Source organism: Streptomyces sp. NBC_01481 (assembly GCF_026339995.1).
In the GTDB taxonomy this organism is placed as follows: Bacteria; Actinomycetota; Actinomycetes; order Streptomycetales; family Streptomycetaceae; genus Streptomyces.
In genome coordinates, this window is the sequence record NZ_JAPEPT010000003.1 from 12,400 (window position 1) to 28,718 (window position 16,319).

Below are 16,319 nucleotides of genomic sequence, written 5' to 3' on the forward strand. Positions count from 1 at the left end.
CCCCTTGTGCGGCGGAGCGAGAGATTCCGCTGCGGAGAGAGGTGAGGTGGGTGGGCCTGGCGCATATCGAACGCTTACGATCCTCTGCGTGTCCAAACTGACCGACCTCCCCAAACGGATCCTGATCGGAAGGGCGCTGCGCAGCGACAGGCTGGGAGAAACGCTCCTGCCCAAGCGCATCGCACTTCCCGTCTTCGCCTCCGACCCGCTGTCCTCGGTGGCGTACGCACCAGGAGAAGTCCTTCTGGTGCTCTCCATCGCGGGTGTGTCGGCCTATCACTTCAGCCCGTGGATCGCCGCGGCCGTCGTGGTGCTGATGTTCACGGTGGTGGCCTCCTACCGTCAGAACGTCCACGCCTACCCGAGCGGCGGCGGCGACTACGAGGTCGCCAACACCAACCTCGGCCCCAGGGCCGGCCTCACCGTCGCCAGCGCGCTGCTCGTCGACTACGTCCTCACCGTGGCCGTGTCGATCGCCTCCGGCGTGGAGAACCTGGGCTCCGCGGTCCCCTTCGTGGTCGAGAACAAGGTCCTCTGCGCCATCGCGACGATCATCCTCCTCACGCTGATGAATCTGCGGGGCGTGAAGGAGTCGGGCAAGCTCTTCGCCATCCCGACGTACGTCTTCGTCGCAGGCGTCTTCATCATGATCGCGTGGGGTGCCTTCAGGGGCTTCGTCCTCGACGAGACCATGAAGGCCCCGACCGCCGACTTCACGATCAAGCCCGAGGAGCAGGGACTCGCGGGCTTCGCGCTGGTCTTCCTGCTGCTGCGAGCCTTCTCCTCCGGCTGTGCCGCGCTCACCGGCGTCGAGGCGATCAGCAACGGCGTCCCCGCCTTCCGCAAGCCCAAGAGCAAGAACGCCGCGACCACCCTGGCCCTCATGGGCGGCCTGGCCGTCACCATGTTCTGCGGCATCATCGGCCTGGCCATGGCCACCGACGTGAAGATGGCCGAGACGCCCGCCGACGACCTCTTGCAGGGAGGCACGCCGGTCGGCGCCGACTACGTCCAGAACCCGGTGATCTCCCAGGTCGCGGCCGCCGTCTTCGGTGACGGCACCTTCTTCTTCGTACTGCTCGCCGCGGCCACCGCGCTGGTTCTCTTCCTGGCCGCCAACACCGCGTACAACGGTTTCCCGCTGCTCGGCTCGATCCTCGCGCAGGACCGCTATCTGCCCCGCCAACTGCACACGCGAGGCGACCGGCTCGCCTTCTCCAACGGCATCGTGCTGCTGGCCGGTGCGGCCATCCTGCTGGTCTGGATCTACGGGGCGGACTCGACGAAGCTGATCCAGCTCTACATCGTCGGCGTCTTCGTCTCCTTCACGCTCAGCCAGACCGGCATGGTGCGGCACTGGAACCGCCATCTGCGGACCGAGAAGAACCAGGCCAAGCGCCGGCACATGATCCGCTCCAGGGCGATCAACACCTTCGGTGCCTTCTTCACCGGTCTCGTGCTGGTCGTCGTCCTCGCCACCAAGTTCACGCACGGCGCGTGGGTGGCGTTGCTCGGCATGGTGATCTTCTACGGGACGATGTCCGCGATCCGTAAGCACTACGACCGGGTCGCCGAGGAGATCGCCGCCGAGGAGGAGCGTCCCGACGACTATGTGCGCCCCTCGCGCGTGCACTCCATCGTGCTGGTCTCCAAGATCCACAAGCCGACGCTGCGCGCCCTCGCGTACGCCAAGCTGATGCGTTCCGACCGGCTCGAAGCGCTCAGCATCAGCGTCGACGCGGCCGAGACCAAGGCGCTCAGGGACGAGTGGGAGCGGCGTGGCATCAATGTGCCGCTGAAGATCCTCGACTCCCCGTACCGCGAGATCACCCGGCCGGTCATCGACTACGTGAAGGGGCTGCGGCGCGAAAGCCCGCGGGACGTGGTCAGCGTCATCATCCCCGAGTACGTGGTGGGGCACTGGTACGAGCATCTGCTGCACAACCAGAGCGCCCTGCGGCTCAAGGGGCGGCTGCTGTTCACGCCCGGCGTGATGGTGACCTCGGTGCCGTATCAGCTGGTGTCCTCCGAGGCCGCGAAGCTGCGGGCGAGGAAGCGCCAGGAATGGAACGCGCCCGGCTCTGTGCGGCGCGGACCCGTGGACCAGCGCCCCAAGGAGCCCACCGGCAAGGGCTGAGGGGTCCGCGCACCCACGTAGACTGGGGGGCTGCCGTCCGCACACGGACGGCAGCCCCCTCATCCCTGGAGTCACCCCGTCATGCAGAACGCATCCGAGTCGTCGCTGGTCGGGGAGGAGTACGAGGTCGAGGTGGGCCCCGTCGCACACGGCGGCCACTGCATCGCCCGCACCGAGGAGGGGCGGGTGCTCTTCGTACGGCACACGCTGCCCGGTGAGAAGATCGTCGCCCGTATCACCGAGGGCGAAGAGGACTCCCGCTTCCTGCGGGCCGACGCCGTACGGATCATCGAGGCGTCCAAGGACCGCGTCGAGGCTCCCTGCCCCTACTCGGGTCCGGGCAACTGCGGCGGCTGCGACTGGCAGCACGCCAAGCCGGGCGCACAGCGGCGGTTCAAGGGCGAGGTGATCGCCGAGCAGCTGCAGCGGCTCGCGGGCCTCACTCCCGAGGAAGCTGGCTGGGACGGCACGGTCATGCCGGCGCCGGGGGACAAGCTGCCCCCGGGCGAGGTGCCCGCCTGGCGCACGCGCGTGCAGTACGCGATCGACACGGAGGGCCGGGCGGGCCTGCGCAAGCACCGCTCGCACGACGTTCAGCCGATCGACCACTGCATGATCGCCGCGCCCGGCGTTACCGAGCTGGGCATCGAGAAGCAGGACTGGCCGCAGATGGCCACGGTCGAGGCGATCGCGGCGACGGGTTCGAACGACCGCCAGGTCATCCTCACCCCGCGCCAGGGCGGCCGGCTGCCGCTGGTCGAACTCGACAAGCCGGTCTCGGTGTTGCGGGTCGAGGAGTACGACGGCGGAGTGCACCGGGTGCACGGCCGCGCCTTCGTGAGGGAGCGGGCCGACGACCGGACGTACCGCGTCGGCATGGGCGGCTTCTGGCAGGTCCACCCGCAGGCCGCGGACATCCTGGTCAAGGCCGTGATGCAGGGGCTGCTGCCGCGCAAGGGAGACATGGCGCTCGATCTGTACTGCGGCGTGGGCCTGTTCGCGGGCGCGATCGCCGACCGGGTGGGCGAGAAGGGCGCGGTACTCGGCATCGAATCGACCAAGCGCGCCGTCGAGGACGCCCGCCACAACCTCCAGGACTTCGAGCGCGTACGCATCGAACACGGCAAGGTCGACCAGGTCCTGCCGCGCACCAAGATCACCGAGGTGGACCTGATCGTCCTCGACCCGCCGCGCGCGGGGGCGGGCAAGCAGACGGTGAACCACCTGGCGGGCCTCGGAGCCCGGCGCATCGCGTACGTGGCCTGCGACCCGGCGGCACTGGCGCGGGACTTGGCGTACTTCGGGGACGCGGGCTACAAGCCGCGGACGCTGCGGGCGTTCGACCTGTTTCCGATGACGCATCACGTGGAGTGCGTGGCGATCCTGGAGCCTGCGGCGAAGGGGGCCTGACCTGCGGCTCCTTCGCGTGCGATCGGGCAGGTCGCCTGGGGCACCGACGGGTCGCGGTCGGTGAAGGCGACCTCACCGTCCTGGTCTAGCAGCGCTACCAGCCTCGGTGCGGCCTGATTTGACGCACCGTCAGGTGCACTCGCCGGAGCCGGCCGACCCGGGCCGACCCTCTGGACCAGCGTTCACATCTCGATGCGAGGCTGCCCGCTCATCGCGCTGAGGCCACCGTCGACCGGAACCTGAGCGCCGGTCATGCAGCGCGCGTCGGAGCACGCGAGGAAGGCGACGACACCCGCGATCTCCTCGGCTTCGGCGACGCGGTCGAAGGGGATCACCGCCATGGCGCGCGTGAGGTTGACCACCGCGCCTTCGGCGGTGTTGTAGTCGACCAAACGCCCGCCGAGTACGCCCGCTCGTCCAGCGGCTCCGCCGCCGGGATCCTGCGATCGTCCTGACGGCCGCGCGGTCATGGGCAGAGACACATCCTCACCGAGCCGGGCGGTAGTCGCAGCGGACGCACACGAGTTGGCTCGCTGTGGCGCGTGCCACAAGTTCCATGGGGAACTCGCGCGTTGGCGCCATCGACTTCTGCGAAGAGGCTGCGGCTCGCGGGAACGGTGAAGGCGGGGACAGGTGTGGGCGAGGGGGACCCGCTTCCATGGATCCCGGCGGGCGGGCCCGGATCCAAATCGTCCGAACCACACCGATGAGGAGAACTGAATGAGCCTGAACCGAAGGGACTTGCTCCGGGCCTCGACCGCCCTCGGCGTCACCGGCGCGGTCGCGGGAGCCGCCGGACTCGGAGCCGGCCCGGCTGCCTCCGCGGCCGAGAGCAGCACCGCTGGGGGCGGGAAACCCTTCAAGGTGCACATCGTCATGTTCGACGGGGTGGAGGAACTCGACTTCGCAGCGCCGTACGAGGTCTTCTCAGCCTCCCGCTTCTTCACGGACCGGGCGGTCGAGGTCCGCTATGTCACCGCCTCTCACCCCGGTTTCGTCCGCGCTGCGTACGGAACGCGAGTCCGCGTCGAGCACGGCTGGGCCCCGGACGAGGCCGACATCATCGTGGTGCCGGGCGGCGGCTACGCCCGCCGCGAGGACCCTGGGGTGTGGGCCGAGATCCGGCGGGGCACCCTTCCCCGCGCACTGGAAGCGGCGACCCGCCCAGGGCTCACCATCAGCGCACTGTGCACGGGCGTCATGCTGCTGTCCGCCGCCGGACTGACCCGAGGCCGGCCCTGTACCACTCACCACAAGGCGCGCCCGGACCTGGAGCGGCAGGGCGGCGTGTTGAAGAACGCGCGTGTCGTGGACGACGGTGATCTGGTGACGGCCGGGGGCGTCACCTCGGGCCTGGAGCTCGCCCTGTGGCTGGTCCGCCGCGAACTGGGCCCCGACGCGGCGACGAGCGTCGAGACCATGCTGGAGTACGAGGCCCGCGGCACCGTGTGGTCCCGGTAGGCGCGACCGCAGCGCGAGCCGGGCGCGTTGCTCGGCGGTCTCGTCAGGTCAGGGGCAGGTGGCACGTGCTGTCGCATACCCGACGCACATGACGCATGTCTGACGCACATTCTGATGGTGCGTCAGCATTGTTGATGCGCAGGTCAGATGGGCTGCGGGGAGGCGGATCCCCGCTGCGGTAAGGACACACCTCCGGCCCAACTGGTGAGCGCCATCCGGACGGTGGCCCGGGGCGAAGCACTGATGGCGCCCGCCGTCACGCGCGCGGCCTACCGGGTGGGACTGGTGTCCGGCAGACCGTGAATCGGCACGGTCGTGGCGGCTGCGGCTCCGGCCGGGTGCGGCGACGTCGGCGCTCAAAGGCAGTTGCTGCGTCCTATCTGCGGACTGCGGCGACCGCCTCGTCGAAGGCCCGTTCCATGTCGACCGTGCCGCTGCTCCGGACCCAGGCTTCCGTTGCTGCTTCGGAGCAGGCCAGGGCACAGGCGACGAGCGCGCCGGCGCGCAGCTGCGTCATCGGGTCCGCGTCGGCGCCCAGTCGCCGAGCGATGTCCGGCACGAGCAGTTCTGTCCACTGCTGACGTTTCTCCAGCTGACGTGCTCGGAGCGAGGGTGACGCGTGGAGCATGCTGGTGATCTTGAGGAAGTCCTCCGGTGAATAGGGGAGCGACTCGAAGAGTGTCTTGAGGGCCGCCCGCAGTGCGTCCCATGGAGACTCGCCCGCCGGACGGGCTTCCAGTGCGGCCTGCAGGACCCTGCCGCTTGCGGCGTGGTCACCCAGCACGATGTCTTCCTTCGTGCCGAAGTAGCGGAACAGCGAGCGCCGCGAAATGCCGATCTCGCCCGCGATCTGCTCCATGGTCGTGGCCTCGAAACCGCGCTCGAGGAACAGCCTCATCGCGGTGGCGACGATCTCGGCCTGCACTGCTCGCCGCGTGCGCTCTCGCAGTCCGGCCGGGCGGCCCTCGTGATCGTTCATGGGTAAGCAGCCTACCACCTTCAACACCGAGTGCCATATTGACACCGAGTGACAGTTTAGGCTTACAGTGCCACCATGAGCATATCCGCCGTCCTTTGGGAGCAGCCATGAGCGCCGTCGACTACCGCGGTCAGACCACCCTCATCACCGGTGCCAGCGCCGGCATCGGTACAGAGTTCGCCCGCCAGATCGCCCAGCGCGGATCGCACGTCATCCTTGTCGCCCGGCGCCAGGAACGGCTCGACAAGCTCGCCGCCGAACTCACCACGGCCCACGGCATCGAGGCCACGGTCATACCGCTCGACCTGAGCCTGCCCGCCGCGGGGCAGACGCTCGCCGAGGAGGTGGCGCGGCGCGGCCTGACCGTGACGAGCGTCGTGAACAACGCGGGGTTCGGCACCTTCGGTCCGTTCCATCGAGAGGACCCGCAGCGCCTGCGGGAGGAGATCAGCGTCGACGTCGCAGGCGTCATCGACATCAGCCGGGCGTTCATCGAACCGCTGCGGACCGGCGGCACCGGGGTGCTGATCAACGTCGCGAGCATGGCCGCGTACCTTCCCGTCCCCAACATGGCCGTCTACGCGGCGGCCAAGGCATTCGTGCTGAGCTTCACCGAAGCCCTGTGGCACGAATCCCGCGGCACCGGGCTGCGCGTGCTCGCACTGTCTCCCGGTGCGACCAGCACCGAGTTCTTCGACGTCATCGGTGCGGATGCCGCGGACGGCGGCTCCAAACGCCAGTCCCCTGGGGAGGTCGTGACGACGGCGCTGCGGGCCCTCGACCGCCGCACACCACCGCCGAGCGTCGTCTCCGGCCGGCTCAACCGCGTGATGGCCAGCCTGGGCCGGGGGTTGAGCAGGCGTCGTGCGGTCCTGGTCATGGGATTCATGACCGCTGCCCGCTAGATGAGCGGCCGGCTCGGCGTGGAACGCCATGGCACCGTCGAGATCACGGACTTGGCTGGCGCAGCCAGGCCGGGCGCACCGTCAGAGCCAGACGGTTCCCAGCCATACGGACACCACAGCGAGCACCAGAAGAACGATGTTGAGCCCGGTGTCCCGGACTTCACCCCGGGACAAGTGCAGCGCCATACCGCCGATTTGGACAAGGGCCAGACCGACCGCGGCCGCAACGGCGAGCCACGCCGCAATCCCCGTCAGAGGCGGCAGGAGCAGACCGAGCGCGCCGAGGACCTCCAAGGCCCCGATGAGCTTGACGAGCGGCATGGGCACGCTGTCGACCCAGCCCATCATGGGACGCAGTTGCTCCTGATCCTGGAGGAGTTTCTTGCCTCCCGCATAGATATAGAACAGCGCAAGGAGCGCGGCGACGATCCAGTACGCGACATGCATGGGTTCCCTCCCGATAGTTACGAACCGTAAGTTGCCTCATCATGAGTCACTATCGGGAGGCCTGCAAAAGGCACACTGATGTGAGCAAGGCACAGGGAGCTGTCATGTCGCAGTACGAACACACCTGCATGATCCGAGGCGACGGCGGTCGGGCGATCCGTGGCGTACTGGACCGGATCTGCGACAAGTGGACGATGCTCATCGTGGCCACGCTCGACGAGGGGCGTCTGCGCTTCACCGAACTGCACAAGCGGATCCCCGGCATCTCACAGCGGATGCTCACACTGACCCTGCGCAACCTCGAGCGCGACGGACTGGTATCCCGCACCGTCTACGCGGAGGTTCCGCCGCGCGTCGAGTACACGCTCACGGCCATGGGGAAGAGCCTCATCCCGCCCGCCCTGGCGCTCGCTGCCTGGGCCATCGCGCACAACGCGCGGATCCAGGCCAGCAGAGCCGCGTACGACACCCCGCCCGCGTGACCGGCCCCCGGCTGAGGGGCGGGAACCGGTCCGGTCCTGCGTGCCTGCGGAAAGGGATCTTTGTCCAACTCGCCTGCTACGAGGGCACGCTGACCCCCGCCTGCCCCGCGGGCGGACGGCGCTACAGCTGAGACACGACCTAAGCGGCGGCGGCCTGCCTGATCAGGTCGACGACCGCGCCGGGCTGCGACACGTAGATGGAGTGGCTGCCCGGAGCCTCGGCGACGGTGGCACTCGCACGTTCGGCCATCGCCCGCTGGGCCGGGGGAGGGATCATGCGGTCGTCGGCAGCGACCAGGTACCAACTCGGCTTGGTTCGCCACGCGGGCACGCCGACGGCGCCGCTCAGGGCTTCGACTCCCCACGGCACCTGGGAGTCGGCCATGAACCGTGCCTGTGCCTGGGGCAGGTCACCGGCGAAGGAGGCGGGGAACCGCTCGCGGTCGAGGAAGAGGTGCCCGTCCTTCGGAGGGAGGATCGGTGGAACGGGCGCACCCGGAGGCGGGTCCGCGATCAAGGTGTTGACGGATTCGCCCTCGTCCGGTGCGAATGCCGCGATGTAGACGAGTGCGGATGCGATTCGTCTTCATTCCTGCGTGTGGCCCGGTGCGCCTGATCATCCTCAGATCCGAGGGTGTGATGCAGGACACTGTGTGGACGTCGAACTTTTCGGCTCTCTTCGCGTCATGTAGCTGATCGTGTCCGACCACTATCGGAGGTCTCATGGCATCTCCTGCACCGCCTGCCCCGGGAGGCGACCAGAACCACGCCGGCGCTTCCCGTGTGAACCCGGCGGGTCGTCTTTTTGGACGGTCAAGGGAGCTGGCGACCATCGACAGGCTTTTCGGGGCAGCGGTCGTGCGGGGTACCGCGCTGATGCTGTCCGGAGAGGCCGGGGTGGGTAAGAGCGCGCTGCTGGACGCCGCGGCACTGCGCGCGTCCGAGAGGGGCTTCCGGGTTCTGCGTGTCGCCGGCTCGCAGTTCGAGGAGAGTGTCAGCTTTTCGGCGCTGAATCAGGTATTGCAGCCGCTGGCCGAAGAGATTCCCGCTTTGCCTGTGCGGCAGACGGAAACGCTCCAGGCGGTCCGGGGGCTCGCCGAGGGGCAGCCGACCGAGCTGCTCGCCGTCGCGAACGCTGTGCATGTTCTTCTGTCCCGGGCCGCCACTGAGAGCAGTCCTCTTGCTCTGATCATCGATGACGTGGCGTGGCTGGACCGGCCCAGCGGCGCGATTCTGGGAACCGTCGCCCGCTACATACGCACCGGTTCCATCGCCTTGCTCGCGGCGTCCCGGACCGGCGACGAGTCGTTCCTGAGCAGCACCGGGACACCAACGCACGAGGTTCAGCCCCTGGATGACGAATCGGCCCACGCATTGGTGACAGAGCAGTTCCCCGCCATGGCGGCCAGGGTCCGCCGACGTCTTGTCGCAGAGGCCCGGGGAAACCCTCTGGCGTTGCTGGAGCTGCCCGTCACGCTCAATGACGCTCAGCAGACGGAGCGAGGAACGCTGCCGACCGTGCTGCCGTTGACCGAGCGGCTCAAGAGGATCTTCTCCGCCCGGGTCGACGCGCTCCCGGACGCCACCCGTCAACTGCTTCTGCTCGCCGTCCTGGACGGCTCGGGTGACCTGCACGTTCTTCGGCAGGCCAGGGGCGGTCCTGACGGCCTGGCCGAGCTGGGTCCTGCCGAGAGGGCCGGACTCGTGCAGGTAGACGCGCTTACAGGCCGGCTGGTCTTCCGGCACCCGCTCACCCGCTCGGCAGTCATGGACCTGTCGACCAGCGCCGAGCGCCGGTGGGGACATCTGGCGCTCGCCGGGGAGTTCCCGGAAGGATCCGAACGCCGGGCCCGGCACCTCGCCAACGCGGCCGTGGGCCCCGACGATCGGGTGGCCGCCCTCCTGCACGAGGTGGCCTACAGCACCCTGCGCCGTGGTGACGCCGTCGGTGCCGTCACCACCCTGTTGCGCGCCTCGGAGCTGAGCAGCAAGGGGACGGCCAAGGGACGAAGGCTGGCCGAGGCGGCCTGCCTGGGCGCCAACATCACCGGTGATCTCCGCAACGTACAGGCTCTGCTGGACCATGCCGGCCGCGCCGATCCGGTCGGCACCGACTCCCTGGCGGCCGCCGCGGCAGCGGCCAGCCAACTCCTCAACGGCGAAGGGGATGTGGACACCGCTCACCGGCTACTCGTCGGCGCCATCGAGAGCCGTGACCTGCCTGGCGGGGGCGACGACAACATCCTTGGTGAAGCACTGAACACCCTGCTGTTGGTGTGCTTCTTCGGCGGACGGCCGGAACTGTGGCACCCGTTCGACAGCGCCGTGACGCGCTTTCGGATGGGATCTTCGGACCCCCTGCTCCCGGTGTTGCGGGGCGCCTTCGGTGATCCGGCCCACGCGGCATTGTCGGTGCTCAACGGTCTCGATGAGCTCATCGCCGGTCTCCATCAGGAGACCGACCCCACCCGCATCATTCGGACCGCTGTCTCCGCGGCCTATGTCGACCGCCTGCCAGGCTGTCGCAGCGCGCTGCGGCGGGTTGTCGACGACGGCCGAAACGGCGGAGCCATCACGTTGGCCATCGAGGGGCTCTTCCTCCTGGCGAACGACGCCTACACCAGTGGGCAGTGGGACGAGCTCCTGGAGGCCACTGACGAGGGCCTCGGCTGGTGCGCGACGTACAACTACCGCCTGCTGGCATGTTCAGGCCAGTTCCTGCGGGGTCTGCTGGCCGCCGCGCGAGGTGACAGCGACACCGCGCGAGAAGTCGCGGACCGCCTCATCTCCTGGGGGAATCCCCGAGGGCTGGGAGTGCTCCGTGTCTACGCCTCCCATGTCCGGGCCCTGTCGGCGCTCGGCAGCGCCGACTTCGAGGCTGCCTACCGCCTTCTGAGCGTGGTGGGCACGCCCGGTCGGCTGCCAGCGCACGTGCCGCACGCTCTGTGGCTCCTGCTGGACTTCACCGAAGCCGCGGCGCGCACCGGCCGCCACGTGGAAGCAGCCGCGCACGTCGAGGCGGTCAGAAAGACCGACATCCCGTCGATCTCGCCGCGGCTGGCCATGCTGACCGATGCTGCCGAGGCCATGGCCACCCCGGGCTTCATCGATCATGATCTGTTCCAAGCAGCCATCGCCACGCCCGACGCCGAGCGATGGCCGTTCGACTGGGCCCGGATCTGCCTGGCCTACGGCGAAAGACTGCGCAGAGCCAAAGCGGGCGGCGCGGCCCGCGTACACCTGGACGCCGCGCTCCGCACGTTCGAACGCCTGGGAGCGGCGCCTTGGAGTGCGCGAGCGGCGAACGAGCTGCGGGCGAGCGGAATCCCGGTCACGGCTGTCGTCATCGGCGTAGACCTGCACTCACCGCTGACTCCGCAGGAGCGGCAGATAGCGCGGCTGGCTGCTACGGGGCTGACCAACAAGCAGATAGCCGCACAGCTCTTCCTGTCTCCTCGCACCGTGGCCGCCCATCTGCGGGGCGCTTTCCGGAAGTTGAGCGTCACCTCGCGTGCCGGACTCCGTGACGCTCTGACCGGCCTGTCCCAGCCGCCTCCACCACCTGCGCCCGAAGACAGCGCGCCCCCGCCCCCGTGAATCGGCCGCCGGCGTAACAGGCTTCCTCAGCGCTCGTCGGGCGTGAGCCGCCAGCTCCAGTTGCGGCGTTCGTAGGCCACTTGGAAGCCGAGTCGGAGCATGTTGTGAAGGGATGAGTTGTGGGTCCCCGGGGCCTCGACGCCTGTCTCGGCGATGAGCAGACGGCACCTCAGCTCCTGTGCGACTCGGGCCCGGGCGGCCAGCAGAGCGGTCTGGCCACCGCGGTTGCGCGCGTGGGGCAGCACGGCGCCGGCGAACATCTGCGCCGTCTCACCGCGGACGTACAGGGTTCCGGTTCCGACGATCTCCCCGTCCAGCCAGGCGGCGAAGGGATGCCATCCCGGCCGGGTCGCGGTCGCGGCGCCCATTTCCCCGTACTGCTCGACCGGCATGCCGAATGCCCGCATCATGACCCTTCCCCATTCAGGGGCTCGGCCCGTCTCCAAGGGGGCAACGCTGATGTTGTCGGGGGACACCTCCAGGGCGTCGGCGCGGGCGACAGCCTCGTCGGTCGGGCAGACGAGCTTCACCCAGGACGAATCCGGGACGATGCCTTCCCGCTCACATATCTCCGGCCACTCCTCGGGCAGGAAGGCGGGTGCGATCTGGAAGACGGCCCGCGGAGTCCGCTCCGCCCGGTAGAAGTCACAGACTTCGCTGATCAGCTCGGCAGTGACCGGTGTGGTGACACCGAAGCCGAGGGCCTTGCTCCAGAAGTGGGTGGTGTCCTCGCGCATCGAAAGCACCACTGCGCCACCGATCCGCGCGGCGCTCATTCCCAGGGCGGTACGGACGGTTTCGGAAGCCTCCGTCTCGAATCGGAAGAGTGCTTCCGCCTCGGACTGCTCCGCGACGGACGGCTGAACGAGACTGGTCATGAATCTTCTTCTTTTCAGAAAGCGAAGCGGACAGCCCGCCTGGGAACAGGCGGGCTGTCGCGGAGGAGTGACGGCGATCAGCGCGTGCCGCGGTCGGCTCTCTTGATGAGCTTGGTGACCGCGCCGGGGTGGCTGATCATGACGGAGTGGGAGGCACCCGAGACCTCGACCGTGCCAAGGGCATTGGCGCGCTGGTACTCGAAGCGCTGCAGCGCCGGCGGAATGGCCTTGTCCGATGTCGCGACCAATCCCCAGGCGGGGATGGTGTGCCAGGCGGCGGACTCGGTCGCGTCGGAGAAGGACGATGCGCTGAAGGGCCTTTGAGCCGCCTGCATGACGTTGGTGACCGACACGGGAAGGTCCGCGGCGAAAGCGCTGCGGAACTTGTCGGCCTTGAGGTAGAGGTCCGAACCGGTGCTGCCGTCCTGGTTCGGGAACGGCACGGCGTTGACCGCGTCGGGGATCTCGGTGCCCGGGTACTTGTTGATGAGTTCGCCGAGCTTCTCACCCTTGTCGGGAACGAAGGCGGCTACGTAGACAAGCGCCTTGACGTTGGGGTTGCCGGCTGCGGCGTTGGTGATCACCGCGCCGCCGTAGGAATGGCCTGCGAGGATGATCGGACCCTTGATGGACTTGAGGACGCTTGCCAGGTAGGGCACATCGGTCGGCAGTCCACGCAGCGGGTTGGCGGGGGCGACGACCTGGTAGCCGTCGTTCTGGAGCTGCTTGATGACACCGTTCCAGCTCGCGGACGCGTCGGCGAAGCCGCCGTGCACGAGCACCACCGTCGGCTTGGCGGCGTCGGTCCGGGTGGACGCCGGTGTCGCTGAAGCCGTCGATGCCAGAAGGGCAGCCGCTGTGGCGCCCGCAGCGGCCGCGGCAATTATTCCGTGACGTACGACCTTTTTGCGCATGTTCCTGGCTTTCTCCTCAGGCGAAGGCACGAGATCCTGTCGGGATTCGCGAGAGCTCACGCTCGTTGGGGCCGGCGTGGCGCGGCGCCTGCTGTGGAGCAGGCTGGGTGCGGGTTACGCCTGGTGGGCTGCGGCCTGCTTGATCAGCTCCGCCACGGCTTCCGGCTGGGATACGTAGACGGCGTGGCTTGCGGCGGTCTCGCTCACGGTGGCTCCGGCTCGCTCGGCCATCGCGCGCTGCGCCGGCGGCGGGATCATGCGGTCGTCGGTCGCGACGAGATACCAGCTCGGCTTGGCACGCCAGGCGGCTTCCGTGACCGTTCCGCCCAGCGCCCCCACACCCCAGGGAACCTGCGAGTCGGCCATGAACTGGGCGTCCTCGGACGGCACATCAGCCGCGAACGACGCCGCGAACTTCTCACGGTCCAGGAAGAGGAAGCCGTCCTGGGGCGGCAGGATCGGCGGAACGGGGGCGTCGGGAGCCGGGTTGGCGATCAGGGTGCCGACCGACTCGTCCTTGTCCGGTGCGAAGGCCGAGATGTAGACGAGCGCGGCCACGCCCTCGTGCATGCCGGCCTCGGTGATCACAGCCCCTCCGTAGGAGTGGCCGACGAGCACCGCCGGCCCGTCCTGGGCGCCGAGGACCTGGTGAGTGACCGCCACGTCGCCTTCGAGGGAGTGGGTCGGGTTCTGCACGACGCTGACGTTGAAGCCGTCGCGGGTCAGGAGGCGGTACACCGGCTGCCAGCCGGAGCCGTCGACGAATCCTCCATGCACGAGAACGATGTTCTTGACGGTACTCATGCGATTGCTCCTTGAGTGTCGGAAAGCCTTCCGGGCAGGTACAAACTAGGTCGCACCGTGCGCGCGGGCTTCGACCAAATGACCTAGTTATTAGGTATGGGCGCGGCGAACGGCTTCGGCCGGCTGGACGCTCACTGCGTGTTGCGCGCCGTGGTCGTCACGAAACGCGTCACCGCCTGCGAGAAGGCAGCGGGCTCCTCGACGTGACCGAAGTGCCCGCTGTTCTCCAGGATCAGCAGTTCCGATCCAGGGATCAGCCGGTGCAGTTCCTCGGCCCACCGCACCCCGCAGATGACGTCGTGGCGGCCGACGACGACGAGGGTCGGTACGGTGAGTGAGCCGAGGTCCGCACGGTCGTCGACGACATGCGGGGAGAGGTTCTCGTCCAGCCCGGAGATGTGGGCGGACCGCAGCGAGGCACGCAGAGGGGCGAACTCCTCCTCCCGGCCCCAGTAGTCGGCGAAGTACGAGGGCATCAGCCCCTTGGCGACGGCTGTCATCCGTACGTCGTCGGAGATGGTGGGGATGGCCTGGAAAGCCGCCAGGACCTCGGGGAGCTCCGGGTTGTCGGCGTGCCGCGCGGCGAACGACTGCACCTGGAGCATGGCATCGGCGGCGTGTTCGGGACCGGTCACCGGCGCGCTGTCGTAGAGGATCACCCCGGCGACGCGCTCGGGGGCAGTGCAGGGCGTGGTACTGGACGACGAAGCCGCCGTGCGAATGGCCCAGAAGGTGTACGTCGGGGACGCCGAGGTGCTCGACCAGCGCACCGAGGAACCGGCTGTAGCGGGGCCGGGTGTAGCCGTGGGGGTGGGACGGCAGACGGCCGGAGGCGCCGGTGCCGACCGGCTCCGGATAAACGACCGTCAGGTGCCGCTCCAGCGCGGGCATGCGCAGGTACTCCCAGAAAATGCCCGGCCCGCCGGAATGCGCGACGCACACCGGTCCCGTGCCGTGCACGTGGTAGCGCTGCACGACTCCGTCGACTTCGACGGTGTGGGTTCCGACGGCCAGAGGATCGGTTATAGAGGTCGTCATGGGGTCTCCGTATCCGGCAGGTGTCAACGACACCGACAGGACGCTGGAGACGGAATGAAGTTCGACCCTTCTCGTGTGATGGCCGTCACGCGAGAAGGAGCGGGTTGGTGGCCCGCTCCGGCCTGGGGTGAAACAGGCGCAGCCGGTGCACGCGGCCGGCCTCGTCCAGGGTCATGAGCCAGGCCACCTCGGGCGGGCAGTGCTCGGGGTTGTCGGCGGGGTTGAGGATGTCCATCTCCCAGATGACGAGCGAGCGCGCGGCCACGGCATGAACGAGGCGCTGCCGTACACCGGCCTCGACGTCGCTGTCCATGGAGCGCACCAACCGGCTCCAGCCGCCCACCGGATCGTTCCCCCTGAGCAGGGCGACCTCGGGGGACCAGCGCTCTGTGAGCAGCCTGCCGAAGTGTCCGCTCTCGGCGGCGGCCAGTGTCTCGCGCGCTTCGACACGGCTGGCGCGCGTGCGCTGCGCGGTGTCGCCGTGCGGGGCGTCCGCCGTGGCGGCGAGGGCGGTCGCCAGCTTGGATCGTCCCTGGCTGAGCCGGCTGCGGACCGTGCCGACCGGGACCCCGCAGGCGACGGCCATCTGCTCGTAGGACGTGACGTGGGTACTGAAGTGACGCAGCACCAGGGGCAGCCGCAGTGCGGGGGAAAGCTCTTCTATGGCCTCCCAGATCCAGTCCCGCATCGCGTGGTGCTCCAGCCACCGCTCCGGACCGGCGTCAGTGGAGGGCACCTGCAGATCGTCGAGCGGTTGGAAGGGAACGGAGCCTCGCACCAGGGAACGGCTGGTGTTGCGCACGATCATCCGCAGCCATGGGCCTACGGCCGCCGGGTCGCGGACGTCGCCCACACGACGGAGCGCGGTCACCGCCGCGTCCTGGACCACGTCGTCGACATCGGGACCCGGCCCCAGAATGCTCACCGCCACGGCGCGCATACCCGCCCGGTGTCGTTCCAGCAGCAGACCGAGGGCAGCGACGTCACCTGCCTGCGCGGCACGCGTGAGCGGCGCGTCCTCGAGGCGTACGGTTTCGCCTGCGTTCGGGCTCATGGGGTTCCTCTTCCAGTCTCCCGTCGTGCGTGTGACGGTACTGCGCGCGGCTCAGTGGCGTCACGGCCTGCCCGGGTGAGCCGCGTCGCCGGACCTGCCCGCGCGGGTGGCGGCGTACTGCCTTCAGGGCAGCCGGACTTGGTCCCGGGCCCCGATGGCGGAGCGAAGCCCCAGATGCTCCGAACCGTGCCTGTCACGTACTCCGTGCCTGCA

At 68.8% G+C, this 16,319-nt stretch carries 14 protein-coding genes and 3 pseudogenes; 7 read left to right on the forward strand and 10 right to left on the reverse strand.

Annotation, left to right across the window (positions count from 1 at the left end):
* The first annotated feature begins 88 nt into the window (after window positions 1-88).
* Complete coding sequence (locus OOK40_RS16695; protein WP_266481871.1) at window positions 89-2,137, forward strand: APC family permease; 2,049 nt, start codon at window positions 89-91, stop codon at window positions 2,135-2,137.
* Between the two features lie 81 nt (window positions 2,138-2,218).
* The gene (locus OOK40_RS16700; RefSeq protein WP_266481874.1) at window positions 2,219-3,547 is read left to right on the forward strand and encodes a class I SAM-dependent RNA methyltransferase; all 1,329 of its coding nucleotides are present in this window, start codon (window positions 2,219-2,221) and stop codon (window positions 3,545-3,547) included.
* Between the two features lie 182 nt (window positions 3,548-3,729).
* Here the strand turns inward: OOK40_RS16700 and OOK40_RS16705 are convergent, their stop codons facing one another.
* On the reverse strand, window positions 3,730-4,017 hold the full coding sequence (locus tag OOK40_RS16705) for an SDR family oxidoreductase (protein ID WP_266481877.1): 288 nt from the start codon (window positions 4,015-4,017) through the stop codon (window positions 3,730-3,732).
* A gap of 256 nt (window positions 4,018-4,273) precedes the next feature.
* On the opposite strand from OOK40_RS16705, the gene OOK40_RS16710 reads away from it, so the two are divergent.
* Window positions 4,274-5,008, forward strand: a complete 735-nt coding sequence (locus tag OOK40_RS16710; RefSeq protein ID WP_266484375.1) for a DJ-1/PfpI family protein — start codon at window positions 4,274-4,276, stop codon at window positions 5,006-5,008.
* Between the two features lie 180 nt (window positions 5,009-5,188).
* Window positions 5,189-5,272 (forward strand): annotated as a pseudogene (locus OOK40_RS16715) (DNA-binding response regulator); the annotation flags it as partial.
* Window positions 5,273-5,384: 112 nt separating this feature from the next.
* Here the strand turns inward: OOK40_RS16715 and OOK40_RS16720 are convergent.
* Window positions 5,385-5,987 (reverse strand): TetR family transcriptional regulator, encoded by a 603-nt coding sequence (locus OOK40_RS16720; RefSeq protein WP_266481880.1) that lies wholly within the window; start codon window positions 5,985-5,987, stop codon window positions 5,385-5,387.
* Between the two features lie 107 nt (window positions 5,988-6,094).
* On the opposite strand from OOK40_RS16720, the gene OOK40_RS16725 reads away from it, so the two are divergent.
* A complete protein-coding gene (locus OOK40_RS16725; RefSeq protein WP_266481884.1) occupies window positions 6,095-6,892 on the forward strand; it encodes an SDR family oxidoreductase in 798 nt (265 codons plus the stop codon).
* A gap of 81 nt (window positions 6,893-6,973) precedes the next feature.
* Here the strand turns inward: OOK40_RS16725 and OOK40_RS16730 are convergent, their stop codons facing one another.
* Window positions 6,974-7,339: a DoxX family protein gene (locus tag OOK40_RS16730; RefSeq protein WP_266481886.1), complete on the reverse strand. Its 366-nt coding sequence runs from the start codon at window positions 7,337-7,339 to the stop codon at window positions 6,974-6,976.
* Between the two features lie 104 nt (window positions 7,340-7,443).
* Between OOK40_RS16730 and OOK40_RS16735 the strand changes: the two genes are divergently transcribed.
* Window positions 7,444-7,821, forward strand: a complete 378-nt coding sequence (locus OOK40_RS16735) for a helix-turn-helix domain-containing protein (RefSeq protein ID WP_266481889.1) — start codon at window positions 7,444-7,446, stop codon at window positions 7,819-7,821.
* Between the two features lie 139 nt (window positions 7,822-7,960).
* On the opposite strand, the pseudogene OOK40_RS16740 reads toward OOK40_RS16735, so the two are convergent.
* Window positions 7,961-8,395: pseudogene (locus tag OOK40_RS16740) on the reverse strand (alpha/beta fold hydrolase); the annotation flags it as partial.
* A gap of 149 nt (window positions 8,396-8,544) precedes the next feature.
* Between OOK40_RS16740 and OOK40_RS16745 the strand changes: the two are divergent.
* Window positions 8,545-11,418 carry an AAA family ATPase gene (locus tag OOK40_RS16745; protein WP_266481892.1) on the forward strand — a complete coding sequence of 958 codons (2,874 nt, stop codon included), beginning with the start codon at window positions 8,545-8,547 and terminating at the stop codon, window positions 11,416-11,418.
* A 26-nt stretch (window positions 11,419-11,444) separates the two neighbouring features.
* Here the strand turns inward: OOK40_RS16745 and OOK40_RS16750 are convergent, their stop codons facing one another.
* The 6 genes and pseudogenes from OOK40_RS16750 to OOK40_RS16770 all read right to left on the reverse strand — a co-directional run bounded on the left by OOK40_RS16750 (window position 11,445) and on the right by OOK40_RS16770 (window position 16,106).
* Entirely contained in the window at window positions 11,445-12,296 is an 852-nt protein-coding gene (locus OOK40_RS16750; RefSeq protein WP_266481894.1) for a GNAT family N-acetyltransferase, read from the reverse strand.
* 77 nt (window positions 12,297-12,373) lie between these two features.
* On the reverse strand, window positions 12,374-13,210 hold the full coding sequence (locus tag OOK40_RS16755; RefSeq protein ID WP_266481896.1) for an alpha/beta fold hydrolase: 837 nt from the start codon (window positions 13,208-13,210) through the stop codon (window positions 12,374-12,376).
* Window positions 13,211-13,324: 114 nt separating this feature from the next.
* Complete coding sequence (locus tag OOK40_RS16760; RefSeq protein WP_266481898.1) at window positions 13,325-14,014, reverse strand: alpha/beta fold hydrolase; 690 nt, start codon at window positions 14,012-14,014, stop codon at window positions 13,325-13,327.
* Window positions 14,015-14,145: 131 nt separating this feature from the next.
* Window positions 14,146-14,619, reverse strand: a complete 474-nt coding sequence (locus tag OOK40_RS35260) for an alpha/beta hydrolase (RefSeq protein ID WP_323136085.1) — start codon at window positions 14,617-14,619, stop codon at window positions 14,146-14,148.
* A gap of 139 nt (window positions 14,620-14,758) precedes the next feature.
* Window positions 14,759-15,052, reverse strand: a pseudogene (locus tag OOK40_RS35265) (alpha/beta fold hydrolase); the annotation flags it as partial.
* 85 nt (window positions 15,053-15,137) lie between these two features.
* Complete coding sequence (locus OOK40_RS16770) at window positions 15,138-16,106, reverse strand: RNA polymerase sigma factor (protein ID WP_266481900.1); 969 nt, start codon at window positions 16,104-16,106, stop codon at window positions 15,138-15,140.
* Between the last annotated feature and the right edge of the window lie 213 nt (window positions 16,107-16,319).

Bases quoted from the DNA above. Each gene is read 5' to 3' on its own strand.
- OOK40_RS16700 (WP_266481874.1), top strand. From the start codon at position 2,219: ATGCAGAACGCATCCGAGTCGTCGCTGGTCGGGGAGGAGTACGAGGTC.
- OOK40_RS16705 (WP_266481877.1), bottom strand. From the start codon at position 4,017: ATGACCGCGCGGCCGTCAGGACGATCGCAGGATCCCGGCGGCGGAGCC.
- OOK40_RS16720 (WP_266481880.1), bottom strand. From the start codon at position 5,987: ATGAACGATCACGAGGGCCGCCCGGCCGGACTGCGAGAGCGCACGCGG.
- OOK40_RS16725 (WP_266481884.1), top strand. From the start codon at position 6,095: ATGAGCGCCGTCGACTACCGCGGTCAGACCACCCTCATCACCGGTGCC.
- OOK40_RS16730 (WP_266481886.1), bottom strand. From the start codon at position 7,339: ATGCATGTCGCGTACTGGATCGTCGCCGCGCTCCTTGCGCTGTTCTAT.
- OOK40_RS16735 (WP_266481889.1), top strand. From the start codon at position 7,444: ATGTCGCAGTACGAACACACCTGCATGATCCGAGGCGACGGCGGTCGG.
- OOK40_RS16745 (WP_266481892.1), top strand. From the start codon at position 8,545: ATGGCATCTCCTGCACCGCCTGCCCCGGGAGGCGACCAGAACCACGCC.
- OOK40_RS16750 (WP_266481894.1), bottom strand. From the start codon at position 12,296: ATGACCAGTCTCGTTCAGCCGTCCGTCGCGGAGCAGTCCGAGGCGGAA.
- OOK40_RS16755 (WP_266481896.1), bottom strand. From the start codon at position 13,210: ATGCGCAAAAAGGTCGTACGTCACGGAATAATTGCCGCGGCCGCTGCG.
- OOK40_RS16760 (WP_266481898.1), bottom strand. From the start codon at position 14,014: ATGAGTACCGTCAAGAACATCGTTCTCGTGCATGGAGGATTCGTCGAC.
- OOK40_RS35260 (WP_323136085.1), bottom strand. From the start codon at position 14,619: ATGCTCCAGGTGCAGTCGTTCGCCGCGCGGCACGCCGACAACCCGGAG.
- OOK40_RS16770 (WP_266481900.1), bottom strand. From the start codon at position 16,106: ATGAGCCCGAACGCAGGCGAAACCGTACGCCTCGAGGACGCGCCGCTC.